This window comes from Variovorax sp. RA8 (genome assembly GCF_901827175.1).
In the GTDB taxonomy this organism is placed as follows: Bacteria; Pseudomonadota; Gammaproteobacteria; order Burkholderiales; family Burkholderiaceae_C; genus Variovorax.
Genome location: NZ_LR594662.1, coordinates 3,451,614 through 3,477,696 on the forward strand (window position 1 = coordinate 3,451,614; position 26,083 = coordinate 3,477,696).

General features: G+C 68.2%; 27 protein-coding genes. 17 read left to right on the plus strand and 10 right to left on the minus strand.

Annotated elements, in window-relative coordinates; translation table 11 throughout:
- Positions 1-29: 29 nt before the first annotated feature.
- The 5 genes from E5P3_RS16105 to E5P3_RS16125 form a co-directional block, all read right to left on the minus strand.
- The gene (locus tag E5P3_RS16105; RefSeq protein WP_162586891.1) at positions 30-1,448 is read right to left on the minus strand and encodes a type II toxin-antitoxin system HipA family toxin; all 1,419 of its coding nucleotides are present in this window, start codon (positions 1,446-1,448) and stop codon (positions 30-32) included.
- Positions 1,445-1,759 carry a helix-turn-helix domain-containing protein gene (locus E5P3_RS16110; protein ID WP_162586892.1) on the minus strand — a complete coding sequence of 105 codons (315 nt, stop codon included), beginning with the start codon at positions 1,757-1,759 and terminating at the stop codon, positions 1,445-1,447. The genes E5P3_RS16105 and E5P3_RS16110 overlap by 4 nt, the downstream gene beginning before the upstream one ends.
- A gap of 110 nt (positions 1,760-1,869) precedes the next feature.
- Positions 1,870-2,421 (minus strand): NADPH-dependent FMN reductase, encoded by a 552-nt coding sequence (locus tag E5P3_RS16115; RefSeq protein WP_162586893.1) that lies wholly within the window; start codon positions 2,419-2,421, stop codon positions 1,870-1,872.
- A 77-nt stretch (positions 2,422-2,498) separates the two neighbouring features.
- A complete protein-coding gene (epsC, locus tag E5P3_RS16120) occupies positions 2,499-3,404 on the minus strand; it encodes a serine O-acetyltransferase EpsC (RefSeq protein ID WP_162586894.1) in 906 nt (301 codons plus the stop codon).
- Between the two features lie 109 nt (positions 3,405-3,513).
- Positions 3,514-4,539: a sulfate ABC transporter substrate-binding protein gene (locus E5P3_RS16125; protein WP_162586895.1), complete on the minus strand. Its 1,026-nt coding sequence runs from the start codon at positions 4,537-4,539 to the stop codon at positions 3,514-3,516.
- Between the two features lie 137 nt (positions 4,540-4,676).
- On the opposite strand from E5P3_RS16125, the gene E5P3_RS16130 reads away from it, so the two are divergent.
- From E5P3_RS16130 to E5P3_RS16145, 4 genes are all read left to right on the plus strand, one after another.
- Positions 4,677-4,949, plus strand: a complete 273-nt coding sequence (locus E5P3_RS16130; RefSeq protein WP_162586896.1) for an oxidative damage protection protein — start codon at positions 4,677-4,679, stop codon at positions 4,947-4,949.
- A 16-nt stretch (positions 4,950-4,965) separates the two neighbouring features.
- Complete coding sequence (gene mnmC / locus E5P3_RS16135; RefSeq protein WP_162586897.1) at positions 4,966-6,849, plus strand: FAD-dependent 5-carboxymethylaminomethyl-2-thiouridine(34) oxidoreductase MnmC; 1,884 nt, start codon at positions 4,966-4,968, stop codon at positions 6,847-6,849.
- 52 nt (positions 6,850-6,901) lie between these two features.
- Complete coding sequence (locus tag E5P3_RS16140; RefSeq protein ID WP_162586898.1) at positions 6,902-7,801, plus strand: transglutaminase family protein; 900 nt, start codon at positions 6,902-6,904, stop codon at positions 7,799-7,801.
- A gap of 118 nt (positions 7,802-7,919) precedes the next feature.
- Positions 7,920-8,090, plus strand: coding sequence for a hypothetical protein (locus E5P3_RS16145; RefSeq protein ID WP_162586899.1), 171 nt, complete (start codon positions 7,920-7,922; stop codon positions 8,088-8,090).
- A 16-nt stretch (positions 8,091-8,106) separates the two neighbouring features.
- Here the strand turns inward: E5P3_RS16145 and E5P3_RS16150 are convergent, their stop codons facing one another.
- On the minus strand, positions 8,107-9,006 hold the full coding sequence (locus E5P3_RS16150; protein ID WP_162586900.1) for a LysR family transcriptional regulator ArgP: 900 nt from the start codon (positions 9,004-9,006) through the stop codon (positions 8,107-8,109).
- Between the two features lie 70 nt (positions 9,007-9,076).
- On the opposite strand from E5P3_RS16150, the gene E5P3_RS16155 reads away from it, so the two are divergent.
- From E5P3_RS16155 to E5P3_RS16170, 4 genes are all read left to right on the plus strand, one after another.
- Positions 9,077-9,721 carry a LysE/ArgO family amino acid transporter gene (locus tag E5P3_RS16155; RefSeq protein WP_162586901.1) on the plus strand — a complete coding sequence of 215 codons (645 nt, stop codon included), beginning with the start codon at positions 9,077-9,079 and terminating at the stop codon, positions 9,719-9,721.
- Between the two features lie 179 nt (positions 9,722-9,900).
- The gene (gene trhA, locus E5P3_RS16160) at positions 9,901-10,515 is read left to right on the plus strand and encodes a PAQR family membrane homeostasis protein TrhA (protein ID WP_162586902.1); all 615 of its coding nucleotides are present in this window, start codon (positions 9,901-9,903) and stop codon (positions 10,513-10,515) included.
- Between the two features lie 7 nt (positions 10,516-10,522).
- Positions 10,523-11,248, plus strand: a complete 726-nt coding sequence (locus E5P3_RS16165; protein WP_232073156.1) for an extensin-like domain-containing protein — start codon at positions 10,523-10,525, stop codon at positions 11,246-11,248.
- 35 nt (positions 11,249-11,283) lie between these two features.
- Positions 11,284-12,891 (plus strand): MFS transporter, encoded by a 1,608-nt coding sequence (locus tag E5P3_RS16170; RefSeq protein WP_162586903.1) that lies wholly within the window; start codon positions 11,284-11,286, stop codon positions 12,889-12,891.
- Between the two features lie 54 nt (positions 12,892-12,945).
- Here E5P3_RS16170 and E5P3_RS16175 read toward each other — a convergent pair whose 3' ends face one another.
- Complete coding sequence (locus tag E5P3_RS16175) at positions 12,946-14,679, minus strand: YadA family autotransporter adhesin (protein ID WP_232073158.1); 1,734 nt, start codon at positions 14,677-14,679, stop codon at positions 12,946-12,948.
- 772 nt (positions 14,680-15,451) lie between these two features.
- On the opposite strand from E5P3_RS16175, the gene E5P3_RS16180 reads away from it, so the two are divergent.
- The 8 genes from E5P3_RS16180 to E5P3_RS16215 all read left to right on the plus strand — a co-directional run bounded on the left by E5P3_RS16180 (position 15,452) and on the right by E5P3_RS16215 (position 22,636).
- Positions 15,452-17,230, plus strand: coding sequence for a nitrite/sulfite reductase (locus E5P3_RS16180; RefSeq protein WP_162586905.1), 1,779 nt, complete (start codon positions 15,452-15,454; stop codon positions 17,228-17,230).
- The gene (locus E5P3_RS16185) at positions 17,227-17,634 is read left to right on the plus strand and encodes a DUF934 domain-containing protein (RefSeq protein WP_162586906.1); all 408 of its coding nucleotides are present in this window, start codon (positions 17,227-17,229) and stop codon (positions 17,632-17,634) included. Before E5P3_RS16180 ends, E5P3_RS16185 begins: the two co-directional genes overlap by 4 nt.
- A gap of 11 nt (positions 17,635-17,645) precedes the next feature.
- Complete coding sequence (locus E5P3_RS16190; RefSeq protein ID WP_162586907.1) at positions 17,646-18,266, plus strand: phosphoadenosine phosphosulfate reductase domain-containing protein; 621 nt, start codon at positions 17,646-17,648, stop codon at positions 18,264-18,266.
- Positions 18,267-18,310: 44 nt separating this feature from the next.
- Entirely contained in the window at positions 18,311-19,264 is a 954-nt protein-coding gene (gene cysD, locus E5P3_RS16195) for a sulfate adenylyltransferase subunit CysD (protein WP_162586908.1), read from the plus strand.
- Positions 19,264-20,604 (plus strand): sulfate adenylyltransferase subunit 1, encoded by a 1,341-nt coding sequence (locus E5P3_RS16200; RefSeq protein ID WP_162586909.1) that lies wholly within the window; start codon positions 19,264-19,266, stop codon positions 20,602-20,604. Before cysD ends, E5P3_RS16200 begins: the two co-directional genes overlap by 1 nt.
- 37 nt (positions 20,605-20,641) lie before the next feature.
- Entirely contained in the window at positions 20,642-20,971 is a 330-nt protein-coding gene (gene fdxA / locus E5P3_RS16205; protein ID WP_068675027.1) for a ferredoxin FdxA, read from the plus strand.
- A complete protein-coding gene (locus E5P3_RS16210; RefSeq protein ID WP_162586910.1) occupies positions 20,929-21,990 on the plus strand; it encodes an NAD(P)/FAD-dependent oxidoreductase in 1,062 nt (353 codons plus the stop codon). The genes fdxA and E5P3_RS16210 overlap by 43 nt, the downstream gene beginning before the upstream one ends.
- A 79-nt stretch (positions 21,991-22,069) precedes the next feature.
- Positions 22,070-22,636, plus strand: a complete 567-nt coding sequence (locus tag E5P3_RS16215; RefSeq protein ID WP_162586911.1) for a phosphatase PAP2 family protein — start codon at positions 22,070-22,072, stop codon at positions 22,634-22,636.
- Positions 22,637-22,644: 8 nt separating this feature from the next.
- On the opposite strand, the gene E5P3_RS16220 is transcribed toward E5P3_RS16215, so the two are convergent.
- Positions 22,645-22,905 (minus strand): TIGR04438 family Trp-rich protein, encoded by a 261-nt coding sequence (locus E5P3_RS16220; protein WP_162586912.1) that lies wholly within the window; start codon positions 22,903-22,905, stop codon positions 22,645-22,647.
- Between the two features lie 104 nt (positions 22,906-23,009).
- Between E5P3_RS16220 and E5P3_RS16225 the strand changes: the two genes are divergently transcribed.
- Positions 23,010-23,315, plus strand: a complete 306-nt coding sequence (locus E5P3_RS16225) for a c-type cytochrome (protein ID WP_162586913.1) — start codon at positions 23,010-23,012, stop codon at positions 23,313-23,315.
- A 14-nt stretch (positions 23,316-23,329) separates the two neighbouring features.
- On the opposite strand, the gene E5P3_RS16230 is transcribed toward E5P3_RS16225, so the two are convergent.
- Both E5P3_RS16230 and acs read right to left on the minus strand, forming a co-directional pair.
- Entirely contained in the window at positions 23,330-23,845 is a 516-nt protein-coding gene (locus tag E5P3_RS16230) for a LapA family protein (RefSeq protein ID WP_162586914.1), read from the minus strand.
- 98 nt (positions 23,846-23,943) lie between these two features.
- Positions 23,944-25,935 carry an acetate--CoA ligase gene (gene acs / locus E5P3_RS16235; RefSeq protein WP_162586915.1) on the minus strand — a complete coding sequence of 664 codons (1,992 nt, stop codon included), beginning with the start codon at positions 25,933-25,935 and terminating at the stop codon, positions 23,944-23,946.
- Positions 25,936-26,083 lie beyond the last annotated feature (148 nt).

Genomic DNA, 26,083 nt, shown 5'->3' on the forward strand with positions numbered 1-26,083 from the left:
TGCCGCGGGCGCGCACAAGGCGCCCGTGCTCATGGCAGCGCGTGGCGCTCGCCGCTCGGGCGAGCGGCTCGGCGCTGCAGCGACCTTACCGCGCTGTGACCTTCGAAATGCGCGAGGAGCAGTTCCTTCTGCCGGGCCGTGAGATCGGACCCGCCGATCAATGCCGGCCAGCTCGCCACTGCCGCCTTCACGCAGGCCCGCAACGCCGACGCGGCCGGCTTCTCCGCAATGCCCAGTCGCTCGCAGAAGACGCGCAGCATTGCCGGCGACAGCGACGGCTTCGCGTTCGGCTCCAGCTTGTCCCTGGGCGCAATGGCGGGCGGCACGATGGCCAGCGCATGGCCGCTGTTCCTGGCGAAGGCCGCATAGCCCACGATGTCGTAGGCTGGCGGGAACTCCGGCGTCACCCCATCAGGATAGCGCAGCCCCATGTTCTTCAGGTGCATGTCAGGGTTGCCCAGGAGCTCGTTCACCATCAGGCGACGCAGCAACTCGTGCACGGCGGGCTCGCCGAGGCTGGGCTCGCTCATCAGCACGGCGGCCACGGCCAGGTAACTGGCGCGTTCCCCTCGCGTCCCCGTGCTGCCGGCCAGCATCTCGCCCGTGTACTTGTCCTCGGGCATCACGCCCAGCACCTGTGCGAAGTCCTCGCAATGGATACGGCCTTGCGGGCTGCGGTCGTAGCGGACCACGGCCAGGAAGCGGGTTCTGGCGTCGACATCGCCCAGGTCGTAGCCATGCTCGACGGCCAGCGTTTCAAGCGGCTCCAGATAGGCCTCGCACACGCTGACGCCGGCGGCCGCGGCAAGCCTGAGCGACAAATATTCGAGCTCGGGCAGCCGTGGCTGCCCCACCACCGGCAGCTTGGCGATGATGTGGGTGTCATGCTCCTTGGTACGGCCCACGTAGCGCCCGCCTTCCTTCAGGACTGCAAGCTTGGGCTGCACGCCTGAGAGCGAAACCCCCTCCTCCATCGGGTCGGCCATCACGCTCATCTCGAGCGCATCGTTGTTCTGGGTCACATAGCGGGCCAGCTCGTCGCGCGTGAGCTCCAGCGGCCTGGCATAGACATTCCCCGGCAGGTCGAGGCCGCAGGCCGCCAGCATCTCGAGGTGGTCGCGCGGATCGCATTGCCGCATCTCGGCAATGCGGTCGCGGAACACCCCCTCCGGCAACAGGTTCTGGAAGAAGGCGGGCAGCAGCCAGCTGCGGTCGCGACGCGAAGCGCGCCCGTTGAAAGGAATGGCGCGCACATCCAGCCAGAAGGCGGCCTGCTGCTCGGGCGTGTCGGCCAGGAAGGAGGTCGACAGCACCGGCGCATCGCGCCGGCGTGCGAAGTCTTCGTCCGCGACGAAGCGGTGGATGACCTCGGCGCCCGGCATCGCGTACTCGAAGAGGACGCCGATACGAAGCGAGCCCAGGAAGATGCCGAGCGCCTTGACGTTCATGACGCCCCCTCGCCCCTCTTGGCGGAATCGACCTGGTCGAGTGCCGCCTGGACCCGGCTCTTGACCGCTGGGGGGCGCGCCGCTTCCGCCTGCACGCCGGCTGCCGCGCCCTTGGGCAGCAGCACCAGCTCCAGGCCCAGCTTGTCTGCCACGGCCAGCAGGGTCGTGAGCCTGTAGTCGGCCTTGCCGCTCAGCACATTGGTCAGCGTCTGCTTGGAAATCCCGGCGGCGGCGCGCAGGGTCTCCTGGCGCATGCGGCTGAGTTGCAGCCTGTGGCGGAGGGTTTCGGCAATGCCTTGGAGCGTGAGCATGTCAAATAAACCAGGATTCTAGTGAAAGATCCTACTTTATTTGACCGCCTTTTCATTCAAGGTCCCGCTATAATAGGATTATTCCAATTTATCCTATTTTATTAGGGAATTTAGCTCCCGTGCCGCTTGATCCAGGCCACGTAGGCGTCCACCCAGCCCTGGAGGAACTTCTTGCTGCCTTCGGCGATATGGCCCTTGTCGTCGAACAGGCCTTCCTTGTTCTGGATGAAGGCCTCGGGCTGGCCCATGGTGGGCACATCGAGATAGGCGAGCACGTTGCGCAGGTGCTGCTGCGCGAGCGCCGTGCCGATCGCGCCGACCGAGACCCCGATCACGCCCGCCGGCTTGCCGGCCCACGCGCTCTGCCCATAGGGCCGCGAGGCGTTGTCGATCGCGTTCTTGAGCACGCCGGGCATGGACCGGTTGTACTCCGGCGTCACGAACAGCAGGCCCTGCGAGGCCGCGATCTCGGACTTGAGCCGCTTGACCGAAGGCGCCTGGTTCCCGTCCTCGTCCTGGTTGTAGAGGGGCAGGTCGTCGATGCGCAGATGCTCGAAGGTGAAGTCCGAGGGTGCGAGATGGGCGATGGCAAGCGCAAGCTTGCGGTTGAACGAGTCCTTGCGCAGGCTGCCGACGATGACGGCGATTCGGGTCTGGCTCATGAAAGCTCCTTGGAAAAGTGGATGGGCGGAAGGTCCGGCAAATTATGCGAAGCGCCTTTGACCTTTTCTGGACAAGCTCAATCGCAACCCGCCTTCTGCAGGTTCGCCTGGGTGATGTTGGCACCGGCCGGCACGTCGTCGGTGATCCATGTGTTGCCGCCGATGACGGCGCCCTTGCCCAGTGTGACCCGCCCGAGGATGGTGGCGCCGGCATAGATCACCACGTCGTCCTCCACGATCGGATGCCGCGGCAGCCCCTTCTGCAGGTTGCCGTCAAGGTCGGTGGGAAAGCGCTTGGCGCCGAGGGTCACCGCCTGGTACAGCCGCACGCGCTTGCCGATCACGGTGGTCTCGCCGATGACGACGCCGGTGCCGTGGTCGATGAAGAAGCCCGCATCGATGTGTGCGCCGGGATGGATGTCGATGCCGGTCTGCGCGTGCGCCAGCTCGGCCACGATGCGCGCCAGCAGCGGCAGGCCGAGCCCGTAGAGCTGGTGCGCGAGCCGGTGGTGGATCATCGCGAGGATGCCGGGGTAGCACAGCAGCACCTCGTCGACACTGCGTGCCGCCGGATCGCCCTGGTAGGCGGCGAGCACGTCGCCGTCGAGCAGCCGGCGGATCGCCGGCAACGCTGCGGCGAAGTCGCGCACGGCCTGCTGCGCCTCGTCATCGATGGCGGCCGCTTCGCGCGGCTGGTGGCGCGCGTTGTAGCGCAGCTCCAGCCGGGCCTGCACCAGCAGCGACTGCAGGGCCGAATCGAGCGTGTGGCCGACGTAGAAGTCCTCGCCTTCGTGGCGCAGCTCGGGCGGACCGAGCCGCATCGGGAACAGCGCGCCTTTCAGCGATTCCACGATCGCGGCCAGCGCATCGCGCGAGGGGAACTCGCGGCTGCCCGGTTCGCGCGATCGCTTCTGCGCATCGCGCCACTCCTCGCGCGCCTCGCGCAGCGCGGCGACGATCTCACCCACTTCGAATCCGGCCATGGCTCTCTCCTTGTGGCGCCCATTGTTGCGGCAAACGGGCGCCGGCCGCGGCCGGTGGGGACTTAGGGCCTGGCGATCGACACGGCCACGTGGGCCGCGCGGGCCGCGCTCACTTGGTGGGTGCGTAGATCTGATCGAAGGAGCCGCCGTCGGCGAAATGCTCCTTGTCCGCCTTCGCCCACCCGCCGAAGGCCTGGTCGATGTTGAACAGCGTGAGCTTCGGGAACTGCTTGTCGTACTTGGCCTTGGCCTTCTCGGAGGTCGGGCGGTAGTAGTTGCGCCCCGCGATGTCCTGGCCTTCGTCGGAGTAGAGGTACTTGAGGTACTCCTCGGCCACGGCGCGCGTCCCCTTCTTGTCGACCACCTTGTCGACCACCGTCACGGTCGGCTCGGCCAGGATGCTGATCGAGGGCACCACGATCTCGAACTTCTCGGGGCCGAATTCCTTCAGAGCCAGGAAAGCCTCGTTCTCCCACGCCAGCAGCACGTCCCCCACGCCGCGTTGGACGAAGGTGATGGTGGAGCCGCGGGCACCGGTGTCCAGCACCGGCACGTTCTTGAAGACCTTGCCCACGAACTCCCTGGCCTTGGCGTCGCCGCCGTACTTGCGCTTGCCGAATTCCCACGCCGCCAGGTAGTTCCAGCGCGCGCCGCCCGAGGTCTTGGGGTTCGGGGTGACCACCTGGACGCCAGGCTTGGCGAGGTCATCCCAGTCCTTCAGGCCCTTGGGATTGCCCTTCTTCACCAGGAAGACAATGGTCGAGGTGTACGGCGCCGAGTTGTGCGGCAGGCGCTTCTGCCAGTCGGTCTTGACCAGGCTGCCGTGCTTCACCAGTGCATCGGTGTCGCCGGCCAGCGCCAGCGTGGCGACATCGGCGTCGATGCCGTCGATGATCGAGCGCGCCTGCTTGCCCGAGCCGCCGTGCGACTGCTTGATGGTGACGTCCTGGCCCGTCTTGCCCTTCCAGTAGGCGGCAAAGGCCTTGTTGTAGTCCACGTAGAACTCGCGGGTCGGGTCGTAGGAGACGTTGAGCAGCGTCACGCCTTGCGCGAACGACGGCGACGCCGTCAGGGCGATGCCGGCCGCAGCGGCGGCTGCGAGGGAAAGCTTGATAAAGTTGCGGCGGTAGCTCATGGTCTTGTGCGTCTGGAAGGCATAACAGTGAAGCTTCGAATTCTGAATACGGCATAAGGAAACGGGAACGACTGAGTTCTCACTTCTAAATAGCCAGATCAACTAAGCAACCCCCATCTCCTTCAAGAGGCATCCAAATGGCACGCATGATCCAGTGCATCAAGCTCGGCAAAGAGGCCGAGGGGCTCGATTTCCCGCCCTACCCCGGTGAACTCGGCAAGCGCATCTGGGAAAGCGTCAGCAAGGAAGCCTGGGCCGCCTGGCTCAAGCAGCAGACCATGCTGGTCAACGAGAACCGGCTGAACCTGGCCGATGCGCGCGCCCGCCAGTACCTGGCGCGCCAGATGGAAAAGCATTTCTTCGGCGAAGGCGCCGACGTCGCGCAGGGCTACGTTCCCCCGGCAGACTGATCGTTGGGCTCGCGCGATGGCCGAGCCGGTCGCCTGGGGCGCCGACGGCGTGCCGCATAGCGCGCGCTTCGGCGATATCTATCACTCCGAAAGCGGTGCCGTAGCGCAGGATCGGCATGTGTTCCTGGGCGGCTGCGGCCTGCCCGAGGCATGGGGCGGGCAACCGCAATGGCGGATTCTCGAAACCGGCTTCGGGCTCGGCCTTTCATTCCTGACAAGCTGGCACGCCTGGCGCCAGGACGCTCGACGGCCCGGGCTGCTGCACTTCGTCTCGATCGAAGCCTACCCGGTCGGGCGCGACGATCTCCTGCGGGCCGCGGCAAGCCACCCCGAACTCGCGCCGCTGGCCGAGGCGCTGGCAGCGCAGTGGTGGGGCCTGTTGCCCGGCTCCCATCGCCTCGTCTTCGAAGACGGCCGGGTGCTGCTCACGCTGTGCGTCGGCGATGTGCAGGCCATGCTGCGCGCCCAGCATCGCTTCGAGGCCGACAGCATCTTCCTGGACGGATTCAGCCCCGAGCGCAATCCGCAGATGTGGTCGGCCGAGACGCTCAAGGCGGTGGCCCGCTTCGCGCGCCGCGGCACGCGGCTGGCGACCTGGAGCGTGGCGCGGCCGGTGCGCGATGCGCTGGCGCCCTGCGGTTTCCGGCTGCACAAGGCCCCGGGCCTGCCGCCCAAGCGCGACTGCCTGCAGGGCGTGTTCGATCCGTCGTGGACGCTGCGCCGGCATGCACCGGATCCAGCGGCGGTCTCGGGACCGGGCCGCTGCGCCGTGGTCGGGGCCGGGCTCGCCGGCGCCGCCGTCGCCGCCAGCCTGGCGCGGCGCGGCTGGCAGGTGCAGGTGCTGGAGGCGGGCCCGCATCCCGCGGCCGGCGCCTCGGGCCTGCCGGCAGGCGTGCTCGCGCCGCATGTCTCGCCCGACGACGCCCTGCTCTCCCGGCTGATCCGTGCGGGCGTGCGCGCCACGTGGGAACAGGCCAGGACGCTGCTGGTGGAAGGCAAGGACTGGCGCGCAAGCGGCGTGCTCGAGCGCCGCGTCGCCGGGCTGGCCCGCCTGCCCGAAGGCTGGAGCGCCGAGGGACCCAACGAGTCCTGGCATGCCTCGCCCGAGCAACTGCGCGAGGCCGGCCTGCCCGCCGATGCGACCGGCATCTGGCACGCTCGCGGCGGCTGGGTGCGGCCGGCGCGCTTGGTAGAGGCTTGGCTGGGCCTGCCCGGCATCCGCGTCCGGACGGGACGCCGCGTTGCGCGGATCGAGGTTTCGCCCCGGGGCCTGGGCGCCTGGGTCTTGCTCGATGCCGAAGGCGAGTTGCTGGCCGAAGCCGACCGCGTCGTGATCGCGGCCGGCCACCACAGCACTGCGCTCGCGCCGGCGATGCCGCTGCAGCCGGTGCGCGGCCAGCTCGCCTGGGGACGCATGGTCGAAGGCATGCGCCTGCCGTCGATGCCGATCAACGGCGATGGCCACCTGATCGCCCATGTACCCGATTCCGGCGGCGCGCTGTGGCTCAGCGGCGCCACTTTCGATCGCGATGACGACGAGGCCGGGTTTCGCAGCGAAGACACCGAAGCCAACCGGCAGCGGCTCGCGCGCCTGCACCCGGAGGCAGCGCGGCAGCTCGCACCGCTGTTCGAGCGCGGCGAGCTGCAGGCCTGGGCCGGCGTGCGCTGCGCCTCCAGCGACCGGCGCCCCCTGGTCGGCCCGCTGCGCCCGGGTGCGCCGGCCGGCCCCTGGGTGTGCACCGCGATGGGCTCGCGCGGCCTGAGCTTCGCCGCGTTGTGCGCCGAGCTCCTGGCGGCGCGCTGGCATGGCGAGCCCCTGGCGCTGCCGGCATCGCAGGCCCGGGCCCTCGATGCGCAGCGCGGGCCGGCCGGTCGGCGCCACAATGGGCCGTCCGGCTGAGCGTCCGCCGACGGGCGGCGTGTCATTCCCAGGCAAGACAATTCCATCCCGCATGGCCATCCGCTACGACATCACCCATACCACGGTCTACCGCTACAAGGAGCCCGTGCGCTTCGGCCTGCACCGCGTGATGTTCAGGCCGCGCGACAGCCACGACCTGCGCGTGCTGGCCACAGACCTGCATGTCAGCCCCGAGGCGCACGTGCGCATGATCCAGGACCCCAATTCCAACTCGATTGCGCTGGTGCAACCGATGGGCGAGGCGACGGAGCTGCGCATCGTGTGCTCGTTCACCATCGAGCATGTGGCGGAGCCGCCGGACCTGCTCACGCTGGAGCCCATGGCCGAGTACCTGCCGTTCGCCTACTCGGTGCAGGACCGGCTGGACCTGGAACACTACCTGCGTCCACACCACGACGACCCCGAAGGCACGCTGATCCGCTGGGCCCACCAGTTCCTGCACATCGACAAGCCCAACGGGACGCTGGAGGTCCTGACCCGCATGAACGCGCACATCGGCCAGAGCCTGCAGTACTCGGCACGCGACGAGGAAGGCACGCAGACGCCGCTGGAGACGCTGGCGCTGGGCAGCGGCAGCTGCCGCGACTATGCGCTGCTGATGATGGAGGCGGCGCGCCGACTCGGCGTGGCGACGCGCTTCGTCTCGGGCTACCTCTACGATGCCGCGCTCGACGAGGGCGGCGCCGCGCCCGGAGAGACGATCACCGGGGCCGGCGCCACCCACGCCTGGCTGCATGCCTACCTCCCGGGTGCCGGCTGGGTCGCCTTCGATCCGACCAACAACCTGACGATGGGCAGTGGTCAGCTGATCCGTGTCGGCGTGGCACGCGACCCGGCCCTGGCGGCGCCGATCAGCGGAAGCTGGTTCGGCGAAGCCGAGGCCTACGAGGGCCTCGAGGCCACGGTGCAAGTGCGGCGCAGCGCCAGCTGACGACGGCCGGCCTTTTTATTGCCCGGCCGGGCGCGTCCTGGCAGGAGGCTGTCATGACACTGTATTTTTATACAGATAAGATGCCCTGCCTTCCCAAGAAAAATCCAAAGGCACCGGCATGCAAACCCTCCATCCACCCGCCTGCGCCCCGGCGCGGGGCCGACACCTCTTCCTGCTCCCCAGACCCGCCGTCCCGCGGCATGCGCCCGCGCAGCGCGCGCCTTCGGACGACCTGCGCCGGCAGGCGGCCCGCGTGATCGCCATCACCGTGCGGCACTGGTGGCCCTGAGCAGGGCCGCGGGCCGCTACGGCTCCAGCCCCGCGCGCGCGGCCGCGACCACGTCCTGCGTGAGCCGTTCCAGCATCGGGATCTTCAGCCGCACGTGATGCCAGTACAGCGGCACCTGCAACTCCGCGCCGCGCACCAGTTCCACCAGGCTACCGTCGCGCAGGTGCGGCGCCACGAGCGGCGCAGGATTCATCCCCCAGCCCACGCCAGCCACGCTGGCCGCCACGAAGGCCTCGCTCGACGGGAGCCAGTGCCGCGGCACCTCGACCGGCTGGCCGCATACGTCGTGCAGCCATTGCGCCTGCAGCCTGTCCTTGCGGCTGAACGCCAGGCTGGGGGCCTCGGCAAGCGCCTTGGCCGTCACTCCGCGCCCGAAGTACTTCTTCTTGAATGCCCGGCTCGCCGTGGCGCGATAGCGCATGTGCCCGAGCGGCACGCTGCGGCAACCCTGGGCGGGCTTGGGGCTGGAGGTCACGGCAGCAAGCACGGTGCCGGAGCGCAGCCACTCGGCCGTGTGCGTCTCGTCGTCCACGCTGAGGTCCACCAGCGCCGGCTCGCGCGCGCTGAAGGCAGCGAGGGCGGGAATGAACCAGGTCGCCAGGCTGTCGGCGTTGACGGCCACGCGCAGGGTCAGGCGCCGGCCGGGGTCGTCGAGCGCGCCGAGCGCGGGCATGGCGCGGTGCAACTCGCGCTCGAGCATGTCGACCTGCTCTACGTGGCGGCACAGCCAGGCGCCCGCCTCGGTCGCCACGCAGGGCGAGCCGCGCACGACCAGCGCCAGGCCCAGCCGATCCTCCAGCTGCTTGACGCGCTGCGACACCGCCGAGGGCGTGACGTGCAGGGCGCGCGCCGCGCGCTCGAAGCTGCCCTCGCGCACCACCTGCGCCACGGCCGAGAGGGAGAGGTAGTCCAGCAATGAAGTATTCCTAATGCAGCTGCAGATAAGTTAACTGGACTGATTCTGCCGCGCCGCCAATCATCGGCGCATGGCCAGCAGCTTCCTCCCCTCGTTCACCACCGGCTTCGCCCTCAGCCTGGGCTTGATCGTCGCCATCGGCGCGCAGAACGCCTTCGTGCTGCGCCAGGGCTTGCGACGGGAGCATGTGCTGCCCGTGGTCCTGTTCTGCGCGGCGGCCGACGCGCTCCTGGTGGCATTCGGCGTGGTCGGCATGGGTCGGGTGCTCGATCGCCTGCCGGTGCTGGCCCCGGTGCTGACGATGGGCGGCGCCCTCTTCCTTTTCGCCTATGCGGCCCTGGCCTGGCGGCGTGCGCTGAATCCCGGTGCGTTGCACGCCTCGTGTGCCGCCGGCGCCGGCAGCCCGCTCTCGCGCGTGATGGCGCAGACGGTCGCCTTTACCCTGCTGAATCCGCATGTGTACGTCGACACGGTGTTGCTGGTGGGCGCCGTCGGCGCGCAGCAGCCCGGCGCCGGCAAGGCCGCCTTCGTGGCGGGCAGCGCGCTGGCCAGCGCGGGCTGGTTTGCGACGCTGGGCGCCGGTGCCCGCCTGCTGGCGCCGCTGTTCGCCCGGCCAGCCGCATGGCGCTGGCTCGATGCCTTGGTGGGCTCGGTGATGCTGGTGCTCGGCGGGCTGCTGGCCGGCCAGGGCCTGTCAGCGCTGCTGCCGCGCTGAGGCGGCGCGCGCCTGCGCCGCAGCGCCTCGAGCGCGGCGCCCCCTGCTTTTGGCGGTCCCCAACATGCAGGAGGTCTAAGGCCAACGGTTGATGTGCAGCCGCGGACCTTCGTTGTCTGATGTCACGACGGCGCAGCAAAACCAAGGCCCACTCGACCCACTCCCTTTGAGGTGACACCATGTACCAAGGCGAACGCTTCAACGGCTACAGCCACCTGCTCGGCCTGATGCTGGCCACGGCCGGCTCCGCCCTGCTCTTGACGAAGACGGTGCCCGGCAACGACCCGGCCAGGACTGCCAGCGCGCTGGTGTTCGGGCTCTCGATGGTGGCCTTGTACGGAGCCTCCACCCTCTTCCACAGCACGCGCGGGCGCAGGAAGCTGTTCTGGCAGCGCGTGGACCATTGCGCGATCTACCTGCTGATCGCCGGCAGCTATACCCCCTTCGCGCTGGTCACCCTGCAGGGCGCCTGGGGCTGGGCACTGCTGGCCGCGGCCTGGAGCGCGGCGCTGTTCGGCATCGCGCGCGAGCTGCGGCGGGGCGAGCCGCCGGCGCCCTCGCTGGCGCTGTATCTGGGCATGGGCTGGCTGGGCGTGCTGGCGGCCGTGCCGCTGGTCGAGCGGCTTGATGGCGCCGGCCTGGCCTGGTTGTTGGCGGGGGCGCTGTGGTACTCGGCCGGGACGGTCTTCTATCGCAACCCGCTGGGCTGGCGGCACGCGCACGGCACCTGGCATCTGTTCGTGCTGGCGGGATCGGCCAGCCACTATGTGACGGTGGCGCACTTCGTGTTGTAGTCGGGGTGTGCGCCCGTTTTCACGGCATAGCCTGTTCCTCGCCCTTCTGATTGCCCTGGCGGCGCTGCTGGCCGCGGCGCTCCACTTCGGCGCGCTCGATATTCCCGACCGCTTCGACCCCCTGGCGCCACTGGACGTCGCAGCGCAGCCGAACCTGCTGACCGGCCTCAAGCTGCGGCGCGCGAGATCCGACCCCGCGCGCTGCTTCGCCGCCCTCGAGCCGTCAGGCCTGCAGTACGAGCCGGTAGCCGACCGCAGCACCGGCCCCGGCTGTGGCCTGACGGGCGCCCTGCGCCTGCGCGGCGGCCGCAGCGTCTCGCTGCCCTCGCCGACGCTGTTGACCTGCCGCGCGGCGCTGTCCTTTGCGATGTGGGAGCGGCACGCCCTGCAACCGGCCGCGTCGCAGCGGCTGGGCGGCCCCATCTCCACCGTGGAGCACCTCGGCAGCTACGCCTGCCGCGACATCAACACCGGCGAAGGCAGCACGCGCGACGGGCGACGCAGCCGCCATGCGACCGCGGACGCGATCGACATCGCCGGCTTCGTGCGCGAGGACCGCACGCGCGTCACCGTGCGTCGCGATTGGGGCGGCAACGACGCACAAGCGCTCTTCCTGCGCGACGTCCATGCCGGCGCCTGCCGCTTCTTCGAGGGCGTGCTGGGCCCCGACTACAACGCCGTGCATGCGGACCATTTCCATCTCGAAGTGGGCGGCTGGGGCTTCTGCCGCTGAGCGCTTCGCTACCATGTGCGGCCTCGAGAGACCGCATGAAACCTCAGAACTTCGCCTTCCACCACCCCATCGCCTTCTGGCTCGGCTGCATCGCCATCATCGGCGGCGTGCTGGCCCATGTACCGATGTTCATGATGGGCCGCCACACCGGCTACCAGATGGTCGGCATGGAGATGGACGCCACCATGCTCGCCGGCATGGCCATGATCCCGCTGGGCGTGCTGCTGGCCATGTACGGCCTGATGCCGCGCATCGCACAGATGAAGAAGAGCCTGCATGCCGACCGCCACCTGCAGTTCCACGTGGCCGATGGCGTGCCGCTGAACGGCGAGCACTGGAGGCTGGTGGTTGTGCTGGTGATCGCCCTGGCGGTCGACGTGCTCAAGCCCGCCACCCTGGGCTTCGTGATGCCCGGCATGACGAAGGAATACGAGATCAGCAAGCAGACCGCCGGCGTCCTCGCGCTGGTGGCGCTCACCGGGACAACGGTCGGCTCGGTGCTGTGGGGCCGGCTGGCCGACATGTTCGGCCGCCGCGCGGCGATCCTGCTGTCGGCGCTGATGTTCATCGGAACAGCGATCTGCGGCGCGATGCCGGCCTTCGGCTGGAACCTCGCGATGTGCTTCCTGATGGGCGCCTCGGCCGGCGGCCTGCTGCCGATCACCTTCACGTTGATGGCGGAAACCGTGCCGGCTGCGCACCGCGGCTGGCTGCTGGTGGCGCTGGGTGGCGTCGGCACCTCGGCCGGCTACCTGCTGGCGGCCGGATCGGCGGCGCTGCTGGTGCCGGAGTTCAGCTGGCGCGCCCTGTGGCTGCTGGGCCTGCCGACCGGGCTCGTGATCGTCTTCCTGGGCCGCTACATCCCCGAGTCGCCGCGCTTCCTCGCCAACGTGGGGCTCGACGACGAGGCGCGGGCGGTGCTCGCGCGCTTTGCCGGCAAGGGGGCGGCGAGCGACAGGCAGGCCGGCGCCGCCGCCGTGGTGGCCGAAGAGGAAGCGCCGGCCGGCGGCATCCGGCAGCTGCTGCGCGGCAGCCACGCGCGCATCACCTGGGGCCTGATGGTGTGCGGCGTGGCCTGGGGCCTGGTGAATTTCGGCTTCCTGCTGTGGCTGCCCACCAACCTCGGCAGCATGGGCATGGACGCTACCGCCGCCAGCGCGCTACTGGCCCGATCGGCGCTGCTGGCGCTGCCGGGCATTGCGATCGTGATCTGGCTCTACCACCGCTGGAGCAGCATCAAGGCGCTGGTGCTGTTCATCGCGCTGACCGCGGCGACGCTGCTGCTGTTCTTCGGCCTCGGGCTGGCGCGTGTGCAATCCAACCTCGCGATGGTGCTGACCACCGCCCTGCTGCTGGTGAGCTCGAGCGGGGTGATCGCGATGCTCATCCCTTATGCCGCGGAGATCTATCCCGTCCACCTGCGCGGCACCGGCTCGGGCGTGGTGGCGGCCGGCTCCAAGTTCGGGGGCATCCTCGGCGCGGGCTTCGGCGTGCTGGGCGTGTTCGGTCATTTCGCCGCCTCGGCCCTGCTGATCGCGCTGCCGATGGCGGTGGCCGCGCTGATGCTGATACGCAGCGGGATCGAGACACGCGGACGCCGCCTGGAGGACATCCAGCAGGCGCTGGGCGGGACTTCTCCCTAGTGGTCGCAGTCTGCGCCAGTGACGTAGCAACCGTGCGGGTTGTTCACTCGGCCCTTACCATGCGTACCCCAGTTGAGCGCGTGACGCCACCCTTAGGGCGCCGCCGCCCGTTGCACCTGAAATCCCGACCCCGACGTTCAGGCCCTTGTTGATCTGGTAGCCCCAGGCCAGCCCGACGGCCGTTGCGCTTGCGTAGTTTCCCGTCGCCAGTCCCACCCATTGCATGCCTGCGGTCAGCGCGGGCATGGCAGGCATCGCCAGCGATGCCGCCACGCCCTTGGCCGCGAAATCGTTTGCCTGCTGGCCTATCGCACCTACGGCCTGTTGCATCTGCCCCAGGTTCACCGCATCACCTGGCAGTACGCCCGACGCCACGTTGGTGACCTGACGTGCCAGGCCTGTTTGTGCATTGCCGACCGACACCGTATTGGGCCGATCGGCCAGCGAGCCTTGGCCAAGCGCCACGCTGTTGTTGCCCGCCGCCAGCGTGTTGGCGCCCAGCGCCACGCTGTTGTCGCCCAGGGCCACGGCGTTGTTCCCTACCGCAGTTGTCGGATCGGCCAGCGCCCGAGCACCCGCGCCGATGGCAACCGAGCCCGCGTAGCGGGCTTGTGCGCCGGTACCCAGCGCTGTCGTGTTGTCGCCCAGGGCCTGGGCATTGTTGCCGATCGCCGTTGCGCCGGTCCCTTGCGTCGTTGTTCCCGTACCGCAACTCACATTGCCGTTGCTGAAGTTGCAGAGCCCGCTCGTGAAGGCTTGATTCACGAGCGTTTGCAGTACCGCCACTTGCTGAGTGGTGAAACTGTTGGCCGCGCTCAGCGTGGCCTGGCTGGCCTCCTTCAACTGGCCGACGTTGGCGGCGTCGGTGGCTGACTGCCCGGCGCGCACGTTGGTGATTGCGGTTCCTTGGCCGCCGTTGCCTTGCAGTGCAAGCGACTGGCCGTCGGCGCTGTACTGCGCCGAGTTCTGGGCCAATCCCAGTGCCGTGCTCGCCGTGCTCTGTGCCGCGGTCGCTGTCGTCGATGCGGCGTTGGCCGTGCTCTGGGCCGCATTGGCTGCATTCAATGCGGTGTCGGCCGTGCCCTGGGCCGCACTTGCCGCCGTGACTGCGGTGTTGGCCGTTGTCTGGATGACAAACGCCTGCGACCCATTCATCGCATCGGTGCTGGAGGCCGAGATCGAACCGGCGGCCACATTGGTGATCGTCCGCTGTTGTGCGGCCGAGCCCACCGATACCGTGTTGGCCGTCGCCGCAACCGACCCCTGCCCCAGCGCCACGGAGTTCGTGGCTCCGGCCTGCACGACAGCTCCATTGCCCAGTGCAGTAGCGTTGTCGGCCAGCGCCTGGGCGGCCTGCATGCTTGCGTTAGACCCCCCAATCGCTGTCGAATAGTTGCCACTGGCGACCGCGCCGTTGCCCCCGGCCTGCCCTGTGCCGGTGCCGGAAGCATTCGGCCCTGGCGCCGAAGCGCCACCGCCGATGGCTGTGCTGGCAACCCCGCTGGCAAGGGCGCCGTTGCCGCCGTTGCCGCCCGGATTCGTCCCTGTCGAATTGCTTCCGGAGCCGCCGCTGCCGATCGCGGTGGCGCCAGACGCCGTCGCCTGCGCGCCGCTTCCGCCGGACCCACCCGCGGTACTCGCGTCTCCCGACATTCCGCTGCCGCCCCCGCCACCACCGCCAATGGCCAACGTTCCGTTGACAGTGGCCGCCGCACCACTGCCACCGCCGCCGCCAACGTGGGAGGCATCGAGGCCGTTGGCGCCGCTGGCACCGTTACCGATGGCCACTGCACCATCTGTGGCGATGCTGCCTCCACCGCCACCCCCGCCACCCGCGATCCCGCTTCCGCCGCCTCCGCCGGATCCCGGCGAACCACCTTCGCCCCCTATACCTCCGGCGGCGCCATTTGTGAAGCCACTGGTGCCCCCATTGCCGGGTTCACCTCCAGCAGCGGCACCAAGTCTCCCTAAGTAGCTGCCGCCATCACCGCCACCGCCGATTTGCACGCCCTGTGCCCAGGCGGGCGTTGCCCCAGCCAGCAGTGTCGCGCCGCCGAGTCCCAGGACAGCCGCGCTCAGCACTGAGCGCGGGAAGGCCGTCCACCGTGCCGCGCGGGCCTGCTGAGCCCGGAAATTGTCGATGGCAAAGCATGGCGAAGGGGCAGAAGAAGAAGACAAGAGCGGGAGCGTCATGACACCTCACGGAATTCCGAAGACAGAAGAAGGGGGAATTCTGGGAGGCTGGATACAGCCGTACTTCAAAACAAAACAAAATGTCAGGAACAGGCGAGGTGCGCACACGCGGAGGTAGATGCCGGGTCTTCTGGCTCGGCTGGACACCAGGGGGTCGAGTGTTCGGGACCCGCCCGACCGAGGCGATCGGCCTTATCCGGAATAAGCATTTCATCGGCCCGCAGGCCGCATGCAGACTGGCGAATAAGCTTATCCGCATAAGGCGCGAACCAAAAAATAGTTTGTTTCCATAAGGCGCACTTCTAAAGTCCGTGGCTCGCGTTGACGGGGCCGTGGACGCACGCCTTCAAGCAGCAAAGAAAAGACGATGTACCAATACACAGACTTCGACCGCCAGTTCGTGCACCAGCGCGCGGCGCAATTCCGTGACCAGCTCGAGCGCTGGCAGGCCGGCAAGCTCGCCGAAGAACAGTTCCGGCCGCTGCGCCTGCAGAACGGCTGGTATGTGCAGCGCTATGCGCCGATGCTGCGCGTGGCCGTTCCTTATGGCGAACTCTCCAGCGCGCGCCTGCGCGTGCTGGCAAAGATCGCACGCGAGTACGACGCGCCCGATCCCGAGGTCTACAAGCATGCGAACGAGGTGCAAGGCAAGCTGGGCAGCGTCCGGTTGCCGACGCACTACGCGCACTTCACCACGCGCACCAACGTTCAATACAACTGGATCCCGCTGTCCAAGTCGGCCGACGTGATGGACCTGCTGGCCTCCGTCGACATGCACGGCATCCAGACCAGCGGCAACTGCATCCGCAACATCACCAGCGACGAGCTGGCCGGCATCGCGGTGGACGAGATCGCCGACCCACGTCCTTTCGCCGAGATCATGCGCCAGTGGAGCACGCTGCATCCGGAATTCGCCTTCCTGCCGCGCAAGTTCAAGATCGCCATCACCGGTGCGGTGGAGGACCGCGTTGCGACGGGTTGGTATGACGTCGGCCTGCAGCTCTACAAGAACGACGAGGGCGAACTCGGCTTCCGCGTCAAGGTGGGCGGCGGCATGGGCCGCACGCCGATCATCGGCACGGTGGTCCGCGAGTTCCTCCCGTGGCACCAGCTGATGAACTACCTGGAAGCCGTGATCCGGGTTTACAACCGATACGGCCGGCGCGACAACGCCTGGAAGGCCCGCATCAAGATCCTGGTCAAGGCCGAGGGCCAGCGCTACATCGACGACGTCGAGGCCGAATACAAGGAGGTCGTCGAGCGCGATGGCGCGCCGCACACCATTACGCAAGCCGAGCTCGACCGCGTGACCGCGAGCTTCGTGACGCCGAAGATGGCCACGCGCGTATTCCGCAGCGCGGAGGAAACCGATGCCGAGCTGCGCGCGCAGGCCGACGAGGACGTGCAGTTCGCACGCTGGCTGCAGCGCAATGTGGCCCCGCACAAGAATCCGGCACTGCGTGCCGTCACGCTGTCCTTCAAGCGCCTGGGCCAGGCGCCGGGCGACGCTTCGGCCAGCCAGCTCGAGGCCGCCGCGCAGCTTGCCGACCGCTTCAGCGCCGGCGAGGCCCGCGTCACGCACGAGCAGAACCTGCTGCTGCCGTGGGTCCATGCCGAAGACCTGCATGCGCTCTGGCTCGCCGCCCGCGAGGCCGGTTTCGCGAGCCCCAACATTCATCTGCTGACCGACATGATCTCGTGCCCCGGCGGCGACTTCTGCTCGCTGGCCAACGCGCGCTCGATCCCGATTGCCGCCGCCATCACCGAGCGCTATCAGGACCTCGACGAGCTCGACGACCTGGGTGAGATCGACCTGCACATCAGCGGCTGTATCAACTCCTGCGGCCATCATCACAGCGGCCATATCGGCATCCTCGGCGTCGACAAGGACGGCAAGGAGTGGTACCAGGTCACGCTCGGCGGCTCCGACGGCGCTGCGCGCAACGGCCCGGCCCTGCCCGGAAAGGTGGTCGGCCCGTCGTTCTCGGCGGCGGAGGTGCCCGACGTGGTCGAGGCCGTGCTCAACACCTACCGCGACCTGCGCAATGCCGGCGAGAGCTTCATCGACACGCTGCGCCGCGTCGGCATGGATCCCTTCAAGACCGCTGCCAATGGCGCGCGCTTCAAGGTCGAGGAGGCCGCATGAAAAGAACGCTCCAACTGATCGCCGCAGAGGACCATGTGGATGACGGCGACCCGAGCGTGCTGCAGCTCCCCAACGATGCCGATCCGCTGGCGATCGAAATCTGCCTCGGCGACGTGCAGCGCATCGACCTGAACTTCCCGAAATTCACCGACGGCCGCGCCTTCAGCCAGGCCTACCTGCTGCGGCGGCGCCTCGGCTTCAAAGGAGACATCCGCGCCACCGGCGACGTGTTGATCGACCAGCTGGTGCAGATGCAGCGCAGCGGATTCTCGAGCGCCGTGCTCAAGGAGGGCGTGGACGCCTCGGACGCACAACGCCAGTTCGACCGCTTCGGCGATTTCTACCAGGGCGATGCGGTGCAGCCCACGCCGCACTTTGCCGCGGCGGACTCCGAGGCCGCTTGAGAACCCTCGACATGAGCATCGACGTTCCACGCATCAACTCCGAACTCGGCCACAACGCGGAGGGCTTGGTGGACTGGGCGATCGGCCTGGGCCAGCCTGCCATCGTTACCACGAATTTCCGCCCGTTCGAGGCCGTGATCCTCCACATGGTGGCGCGCGCGAAGGCCGATATTCCCGTAGTCTGGATGGACAACGGCTACAACACCGAGGCCACCTACCGGTATGCCGACGAGGTGACGAAGCTGCTGGGTCTGGATCTGCGCATCTATCTGCCGCGCCGCTCGCGTGCGCATCGTGAGGCGGTGGAGGGCCCCACGCCGGCGCTCGACGATCCGCGCCATGCTGCATTCACGGAGGAAGTGAAGCTGGAGCCCTTTGCCCGTGCGCTGCGCGAGACAGCACCGAAGGTCTGGTTCACCGCGCTTCGGGCCACCGACACAGCCGTGCGGGCTCAAATGGACGCGGTCAGCGTCAATCCGGATGGCCTGATCAAGGTTGCTCCGCTGCTGCATTGGTCGTCCAAGGATCTGCATGCCTACTGCGAAGCGCATGGCCTGCCCAACAACTTCGACTACGTGGACCCGACCAAGGGCGAAGAGAACCGCGAGTGCGGATTGCATCTCGCGCATTGAGCGCCAAGGTTTCACCGATTCCCTGCACTGAGTATTCCACCTCGATGAACGCCAGAACCGAACACGACCTGTTGCTGCAGACTGCGCACACGCCGGCCCGCTTGTCCAATGCGCAGCTCGATGCGCTGGAAGAAGAAGCCATCTTCGTCCTGCGCGAGGTCGCCGCCTCCTTCGAGCGGCCGACTTTGCTGTTCTCGGGCGGCAAGGACTCGCTGGTGCTGCTGAAGTGCGCAGAAAAGGCCTTCGGCGCCAGCCGCTTGCCCTACCCGCTGCTGATGATCGACACCGGCCACAACTTCCCTGAGGTGACGGCCTTCCGCGACCAGCGTGCGCAGGAGCTGGGCGCCGAGCTGATCGTGCGCAGCGTCGAGGACTCGATGGCGCGCGGCACCGTACGCCTGGCGCATCCGGGCGAGTCGCGCAACGTGCACCAGTCGGTGACGCTGCTCGAGGCGATCGAGGAATTCCGCTTCGACGCGCTGATCGGCGGCGCGCGCCGCGACGAGGAGAAGGCGCGCGCCAAGGAGCGCATCTTCTCGCACCGCGACGCCTTCGGCCAATGGCAGCCCAAGGACCAGCGGCCCGAGCTCTGGACCTTGTTCAACACGCGCCTCGCACCCGGCGAGCATTTCCGCGTGTTCCCCATCTCGAACTGGACCGAGCTCGACGTCTGGCAGTACATCGAGCGCGAACAGATCGCCCTGCCCTCGCTCTACTACACGCACAAGCGCGAGGTGGTCGAGCGCCGCGGCCTCCTGGTGCCGGTGACCGAACTCACGCCGCCGCGCGATGATGAAAAGGTCGAGGTCCGCGACGTGCGTTTCCGCACCGTCGGCGACATCACCTGCACCTGCCCGGTCGACAGCCTGGCGGCCGATGCGGCCGACGTGGTGGTCGAGACGCTGGCGGCCGAGGTGAGCGAGCGCGGCGCGACGCGCATGGACGACAAGACTTCCGAGGCTTCGATGGAAAAGCGCAAGAAGGACGGCTACTTCTGATGACTGCGACGACCCCCACCTTCTCTGCGCCCGAGACCCTCCACGGCGACACCGGCACCGCCCTGCGCTTCATCACCTGCGGCAGCGTCGACGACGGCAAGAGCACGCTGATCGGCCGCCTGCTGGTCGACAGCAAGACCGTGCTCCAGGACCAGTTGGCCGGCGTGCAGCGCGGCGGCGAGACCGACCTGGCGCTCCTGACCGACGGCCTCTCGGCCGAGCGCGAACAAGGCATCACCATCGACGTCGCGTACCGCTACTTCTCCACGGCGCGGCGCAAGTTCATCATCGGCGACGCGCCGGGCCATGAGCAGTACACGCGCAACATGGTCACCGCGGCCTCCAGCGCGGACGCCGCCGTGGTGCTGATCGACGCGACCAAGCTGGACTGGGCGGCCGAGGTCGGGGATGGCGAGGTGGTGCGCCGCGAGCTGCTCCCGCAGACGCGCCGCCATACGCTGCTGTGCCACTTGCTGCGCGTGCAGTCGATCGTGTTCGCGGTCAACAAGCTGGACGCCATCGCCGATGCCGGGCTTGCCTTCGAGCGCATCTCCACCGCGCTCGCGAGCTTCGCAGAAGCCGCCGGCGTGCGGGTTGCCGCCACCGTGCCGATCTCGGCGCTGAAGGGCTGGAACGTCGCCTCGCGCCATGGCGACTGGTGCGGCTACGAAGGCCCGAGCCTCATCGAGCTGCTCGAGGATCTGCCCGTGACCCAGCAGGACGAGGCCGTGCCCTTCGCCTTCCCGGTGCAATGGGTCGAGAAGTTCTCCGGCTCGGCCGATACCTCCAAGGGCCGCCGGGTGTTCTGGGGCCGCGTGGCAAGCGGCCATGTGGAACCGGGCCAGCGTGTCGCCGTGCTGCCGGGCAACCAGACGGCCACGGTGGCGCAGGTGCTGAGCCATACGCGCCGGCCGAAGACCGTGCATGCGGGCCACAGCGCCGGCATCGTGCTCGACCGCGAGCTGGATGTGTCGCGCGGCGACTGGCTGCTGGCGCCCGGGGCCTTCGAACCGGTGCGCGAGATCACGGCCACCATTGCCTGGCTGGACGACGAGCCGCTGCTCGCAGGCCGCGTCTACTGGGCGCTGCAGGGCCACCGCTGGGTCAAGGCCAAGGTCGCACGCATCATCGACCGCGTCAACATCACGACACTGGACTCCGAGCCCGCGGACCGCCTGGAGCCCAACGCCATCGGCGACGTGGTGCTCACGCTGCAGCAGCCGCTCGCGGTGCTGCCCTTCGCGCAATCGCGCGCCCTGGGTTCGCTGGTGCTGGTCGACACCGCCTCCCACCGGACCTCGGCAGCCGTGCTCGTGCAGCCTTCGCCGGCAAGCGCCTAAAATTCCCAGTTTCCCCGATCGATCTCCAAGCCCAGCCATGACCCACGTCGTCTCCGAATCCTGTATCCGCTGCAAGTACACCGATTGCGTCGATGTGTGTCCCGTGGACTGCTTCCGCGAGGGCCCCAACATGCTGGTGATCGATCCGGACGAGTGCATCGACTGTGCGGTCTGCATCCCCGAGTGCCCGGTCAACGCGATCTACGCCGAGGAAGACCTGCCGGCCAACCAGCTCGCCTTCATCAAGCTCAACGCCGAGCTGGCCCAGGCCGACGGCTGGAAGAGCATCACCAAGCGCAAGCCCGCGCTGCCGGATGCCGACGAGTGGAAGGACAAGACCGACAAGATCGGGGAGCTGGTGCGCTGAACGCGCTGGCCGCACCCATCCAAACCGACGCGCTGGTCATCGGCGCCGGCCCGGTCGGGCTGTTCCAGGCCTTCCAGCTGGGGCTGCTCGAGATCTCCTGCCATATCGTCGACGCGCTGCCCGCCGCGGGCGGCCAGTGCGTGCAGCTGTACGGCGACAAGCCCATCTACGACATCCCGGGCATTCCGGCGACCAGCGGCAGTGGCCTGGCGGCGGCGCTGCTGCAGCAACTGGCGCCGCTGAAGCCCACCTTCCATTTCGAGCAGCAGGTCGCCACGCTTGAGCGCCAACCCGATCAGCGCCTGCTGCTTCGCACCACCACGGGCACGGGCTTTCTCGCCAGGACGGTGTTCATCGCCGCCGGCGTCGGCGCCTTCGTCCCCAAGCGCATCGCGCTCGAAGATATCCAGCGCTTCGAGGGATCGGCGCTCTTCTACCACCCGGACTCGCTGGAACGCTTCGACGGCCAGGCGGTGGTCGTCAATGGCGGCGACGACGCGGCACTGGCCACTGCGCTGGCGCTCGTGGGCCGGGCCCGCGCGGTAACGCTGGTGCATCGGCGCGACGGCTTCCAGGCCGACGAGGGGCTGGTGGCGCGCATGCGGGCTGCGGTGGCCGAAGGCGCGATGCGCTTCGCCGTGGGCCAGCCTGCGGCCTTCGACGGCCGGGCGCTGCAGATCTCGACACCCGATGCGCAGCCCCTGACCCTGCCGCTCGATGCGCTCATTGCCTGCCTCGGCATCTCGCCCCGGCTCGGGCCCATCGCCGACTGGGGGCTGGACCTGGTGCGCAAGCAAGTGCCGGTCGATACCGAGCGCTTCCAGACGCGCGAGGCGGGAGTGTTCGCGGTCGGCGACATCAACACCTACCCGGGCAAGAAGAAGCTGATCGTCTGCGGCTTCCACGAGGCCACGCTGGCGGCCTGGGGCGCCACCGGCATCGTGTTCCCCGGCAAGGCCGTGCCCCTGCAGTACACCACCACCAGCACACGCTTGCACCAACTGCTGGGCGTGGGCTGAGCCCGCGCTACCTTCCGAGACGATCATGAACGAAGCATGAAGGCATCGTTCATCAAAATCGTTGCGCCCCACCTCTATCATGATCGCCATGCAGGCGCTGAACATCGCACTTTTCCAATGGCTCGGCGCCGGCCATATCCCCGATTCACCGCTTCTCTGGTTTGCAAGCAACGTGGCGGAGCAGGCTTCGTGGGTGTGCGTAGCCCTGATGGCATGGGCCGCCTGGCGGTTGCCCGCGCAGCGGCTCTATGCACTGGCAGTGCTGGTCGCGGCCGCCGCAGCCTCCCTGCTGGCCCATGAGCTGGCGGATGCCTTCGCCATGCCGCGCCCTTTCGTCCTGGGCCTGAGCCCCGCACATATCGAGCATGGTGCCCGCGGTTCGCTGCCGAGTGCGCACGCCACCGTGATGTTCACCGTCGGCCTGGTGTTCTGCCTGCGGGCGGCGCTCAGGAAGATCGGCCTTGCAATCCTGGCAATCGCCGCCCTGACGGGCTGGGCCCGGATCTATGTGGGCGTGCATTTCCCCTTCGACATCCTGGCCGGCCTGCTGCTGGCAGGCGCCATCGCCGCGGTGTTCTGGTCGCTCCACAAGCTTGGCCGGCGATTCATCGCGCCGCTGATCACGCGCATCAGCCAGCGGGCCTAGAGCCGGGCTCAGCGCCCGCGACGGCGCCGGTTGGAGCGGCTGGTCAGCAGGCCCATCTGGCTGCGTTGCCGATCGATGCGCGCCTGCCGGCGCGCGTTCTCGCGCTCGACCACCTTGCGCTTGGTGTAGCCCGAGGCGTCGGCCCAGGCCCACCAGGCAGCGGCCAGTGCGAAGGGGATGAGCACGACCCACCAGCTCCATTGCGCGACGAAGCCGACCTCGAAGAACTTGAGGGCCACGCCAAGCAGGCCGAGGAAAAGAAACCACATGACAGAACCCCTCCGATCGTCCGGCCCGCATCAGAATGGGACCGTGCACCGCGCTACCTACAATCGCGTGGATCGACTTTAACGCACCCGCGTCATCGAACCCCATGAAAAGAACGCTTCTCGTCGCCCTCTTCGGCCTGGCCGCAACGTCCCCAGCGCTGGCCGACCTCGCACTGGCCACCTCCAAGAACTGCATGAGCTGCCATGCCGTCGACCGCAAGATCCTCGGCCCCTCCTTCAAGGAGGTCGCAGCCAAGTACAAGGACAACAAGGGCGCCGCCGACATGTTGGCGACCAAGATCGTGAAGGGCGGCTCCGGCGTCTGGGGCGCGGTGCCAATGCCCGCCAACAATCAGGTCAGCGAGGCCGAGGCCAAGAAGCTCGCGGCCTGGGTCCTGTCGACGAAGTAGCGGCGCCGGCTTCCTCAGACGGGCGGCGGCATGCCGCCGCCAGGCGTCACCACGGCTGGCGACCTCCGGTCGAAGCGGTCCTCGAGCTGGCCGATGTGAGCCGCCAAGGTGTTGTCGGTCTGGTCGGACCGTACCTTGATCATGGTCTCCAGTTGCTCCACGCGTGCCAGCAGCGCGGCATGCCGCTCGGCGTTGCGCGCCATGTGAGCGTTCTCCTGGGCTTCCAGGAAGTTGCGCAGCTCGGTAAAGCGCGAGGCCTCGGCGCGGTCGGCCAGGTCACGCTGGGCCTGCATCTCCTTCGTGTGGCGCCGCGTCTCGAGCAGCACCGTGGTCTGCAGGTAAACCACGTAGGCCACGAACAAGATGCCCAGGAGCACGGTGAGGCCCAGCATGATCAAGCCGAGCGGCGCCGTCACCTGCATGAAGCCGATCGACATCGCGGAGGGCGTGGCGAGCACGCTCCAGTTCAGGGCCGCGAGCGCCGCGATCAGCAGCACGACCACCAGCAGTACGGCTGTTCTCAGTCCCATGAAAGTGTCCCCTCAACATTCATTCGATGGACTGGTTGTAACGCATCCAGCGTCCCGCCCCTGTCGGACGGGGGCGCGGGGTGCCGGGCGTGGCGCGGTTAGTAGGCTTGCCCCAATTGCTCCAGGATGGCCGGATTCTCGAGGGTGGAGGTGTCCTGCGTGATGGCCTCGCCCTTGGCGATGCTGCGCAGCAGGCGCCGCATGATCTTGCCGCTGCGGGTCTTGGGCAGGTTCTCGCCGAAGCGGATGTCCTTGGGCTTGGCGATCGGCCCGATCTCCTTGGCCACCCAGTTGCGCAGGTCGGCTGCGATCTGCTTGGCCTCGTCTCCGCTCGGACGGCCGCGCTTGAGCACGACAAAGGCGCAGACCGCCTCGCCCGTGAGGTCGTCGGGACGGCCGACCACCGCGGCCTCGGCCACGAGGTCGGTCTTGGCGACCAGCGCCGACTCGATCTCCATGGTGCCGAGCCGGTGGCCCGAGACGTTGAGCACGTCGTCGATGCGTCCGGTGATGCGGAAGTACCCGCGGTCGGCACTGCGCACCGCGCCGTCGCCGGCGAGGTAGATGGTGCCGCCCATCTCCTCGGGGAAGTAGCTCTTCTTGAAGCGCTCGGGATCGTTCCAGATGGTGCGGATCATCGAGGGCCAGGGCCGCTTGATCACCAGCATGCCGCCGGCGCCGTTCGGAATGTCCTTGCCGGTCTCGTCGACGATCGCGGCCATGATGCCGGGCAGCGGCAGCGTGCAGGAGCCGGGCACCAGTGGCGTCGCGCCGGGCAGCGGCGTGATGACGTGGCCGCCGGTCTCGGTCTGCCAGAAGGTGTCGACAATGGGGCACTTCTCGCCACCGACGTTCCGGTGGTACCACATCCAGGCTTCGGGGTTGATCGGCTCGCCCACCGTGCCGAGGATGCGCAGCGAGGACAGGTCCCAGTTCTTCGGGTGCACCTTCTCGTCGCTGTCCGCGGCCTTGATGAGCGAGCGGATGGCGGTCGGCGCGGTGTAGAAGACCGTGACCTTGTGCTTTTCGATCATCTGCCAGAAGCGGCCCGCATGCGGGAAGGTGGGCACGCCCTCGAACACCACCTGCGTCGCGCCGGCAGCCAGCGGGCCATAGGCAACGTAGGTGTGGCCGGTGATCCAGCCGATGTCGGCGGTGCACCAGAACACGTCTTCGGGACGGATGTCGAAGGTCCAGTCCATGGTGAGCTTGGCCCACAGCAGGTAGCCGCCGGTGGCATGCTGCACGCCCTTGGGCTTGCCCGTCGAGCCCGAGGTGTAGAGGATGAAGAGCGGATGCTCGGCGCCCACCGGCTCCGGCGGGCATTCGCTGCCCTGCCCCTGGAGCACCTCGGCGAAGGTCTTGTCGCGGCCCTCGACCATGTTGCAGGCGGTCGCGGTGCGCTGGTAGACCAGCACGGTCTTGAGCGACGACTCGCAGCCGCCGAGCGCGATGGCGTCGTCGACGATCGCCTTGAGCGGCAGCTCCTTGCCACCGCGCAGCTGGAAGTTGGAGGTGATCACCGCCACCGCGCCGGCGTCGATGATGCGCTCCTGCAGCGCCTTGGCCGAGAAGCCGCCGAACACCACGCTGTGCGTCGCGCCGATGCGGGCGCAGGCCTGCATCGCGACCACGCCCTCGATGGTCATGGGCATGTAAATGATGACGCGGTCGCCCTTGCGGATGCCCTGCGCCTTCAGCGCGTTGGCGAACTGCGAGACCCGCGCCAGCAGTTCCTTGTAGGTGACCTTGGTGACCACACCGTCGTCGGCCTCGAAGACGATGGCGGTCTTGTTCTCGACCGGGGTGCCGATGTGCTTGTCCAGGCAGTTGGCCGAGGCGTTGAGCTCGCCGTCCTCGAACCACTTGTAGAAAGGCGCCCGGGATTCGTCGAGCGTGCGCGTGAAGGGCTGGGTCCACACCACGTTGGCCTTGGCCTGCCGGGCCCAGAAGCCCTCGAAGTCGTCGGCGGCCTCCTTGCACAGCGCCTCGTAGGCGGCCATGCTGTCGATGCGTGCGCCCTTCATCGCGCGGGCATCGGGCGGGAACACGCGGTTCTCGACCAGGAAGGACTCGATCGTGCTGCTCATTCTTTGCCTCCGGTATGTAGCTGGGAACTGACGGGCGCTAATGTCATCGCCCGCACTTACGGATGACTGACGCTCCCCATGTTAGCGGCTGCATCGTGACACGTCGGTGCCCCGGGGGCACTCTAGAATCGCGCGTTTCCCGCCCTCC

Bases quoted from the DNA above. Each gene is read 5' to 3' on its own strand.
- E5P3_RS16105 (WP_162586891.1), bottom strand. From the start codon at position 1,448: ATGAACGTCAAGGCGCTCGGCATCTTCCTGGGCTCGCTTCGTATCGGC.
- E5P3_RS16110 (WP_162586892.1), bottom strand. From the start codon at position 1,759: ATGCTCACGCTCCAAGGCATTGCCGAAACCCTCCGCCACAGGCTGCAA.
- E5P3_RS16115 (WP_162586893.1), bottom strand. From the start codon at position 2,421: ATGAGCCAGACCCGAATCGCCGTCATCGTCGGCAGCCTGCGCAAGGAC.
- epsC (WP_162586894.1), bottom strand. From the start codon at position 3,404: ATGGCCGGATTCGAAGTGGGTGAGATCGTCGCCGCGCTGCGCGAGGCG.
- E5P3_RS16125 (WP_162586895.1), bottom strand. From the start codon at position 4,539: ATGAGCTACCGCCGCAACTTTATCAAGCTTTCCCTCGCAGCCGCCGCT.
- E5P3_RS16130 (WP_162586896.1), top strand. From the start codon at position 4,677: ATGGCACGCATGATCCAGTGCATCAAGCTCGGCAAAGAGGCCGAGGGG.
- mnmC (WP_162586897.1), top strand. From the start codon at position 4,966: ATGGCCGAGCCGGTCGCCTGGGGCGCCGACGGCGTGCCGCATAGCGCG.
- E5P3_RS16140 (WP_162586898.1), top strand. From the start codon at position 6,902: ATGGCCATCCGCTACGACATCACCCATACCACGGTCTACCGCTACAAG.
- E5P3_RS16145 (WP_162586899.1), top strand. From the start codon at position 7,920: ATGCAAACCCTCCATCCACCCGCCTGCGCCCCGGCGCGGGGCCGACAC.
- E5P3_RS16155 (WP_162586901.1), top strand. From the start codon at position 9,077: ATGGCCAGCAGCTTCCTCCCCTCGTTCACCACCGGCTTCGCCCTCAGC.
- trhA (WP_162586902.1), top strand. From the start codon at position 9,901: ATGTACCAAGGCGAACGCTTCAACGGCTACAGCCACCTGCTCGGCCTG.
- E5P3_RS16170 (WP_162586903.1), top strand. From the start codon at position 11,284: ATGAAACCTCAGAACTTCGCCTTCCACCACCCCATCGCCTTCTGGCTC.
- E5P3_RS16180 (WP_162586905.1), top strand. From the start codon at position 15,452: ATGTACCAATACACAGACTTCGACCGCCAGTTCGTGCACCAGCGCGCG.
- E5P3_RS16185 (WP_162586906.1), top strand. From the start codon at position 17,227: ATGAAAAGAACGCTCCAACTGATCGCCGCAGAGGACCATGTGGATGAC.
- E5P3_RS16190 (WP_162586907.1), top strand. From the start codon at position 17,646: ATGAGCATCGACGTTCCACGCATCAACTCCGAACTCGGCCACAACGCG.
- cysD (WP_162586908.1), top strand. From the start codon at position 18,311: ATGAACGCCAGAACCGAACACGACCTGTTGCTGCAGACTGCGCACACG.
- E5P3_RS16200 (WP_162586909.1), top strand. From the start codon at position 19,264: ATGACTGCGACGACCCCCACCTTCTCTGCGCCCGAGACCCTCCACGGC.
- fdxA (WP_068675027.1), top strand. From the start codon at position 20,642: ATGACCCACGTCGTCTCCGAATCCTGTATCCGCTGCAAGTACACCGAT.
- E5P3_RS16215 (WP_162586911.1), top strand. From the start codon at position 22,070: ATGATCGCCATGCAGGCGCTGAACATCGCACTTTTCCAATGGCTCGGC.
- E5P3_RS16220 (WP_162586912.1), bottom strand. From the start codon at position 22,905: ATGTGGTTTCTTTTCCTCGGCCTGCTTGGCGTGGCCCTCAAGTTCTTC.
- E5P3_RS16225 (WP_162586913.1), top strand. From the start codon at position 23,010: ATGAAAAGAACGCTTCTCGTCGCCCTCTTCGGCCTGGCCGCAACGTCC.
- E5P3_RS16230 (WP_162586914.1), bottom strand. From the start codon at position 23,845: ATGGGACTGAGAACAGCCGTACTGCTGGTGGTCGTGCTGCTGATCGCG.
- acs (WP_162586915.1), bottom strand. From the start codon at position 25,935: ATGAGCAGCACGATCGAGTCCTTCCTGGTCGAGAACCGCGTGTTCCCG.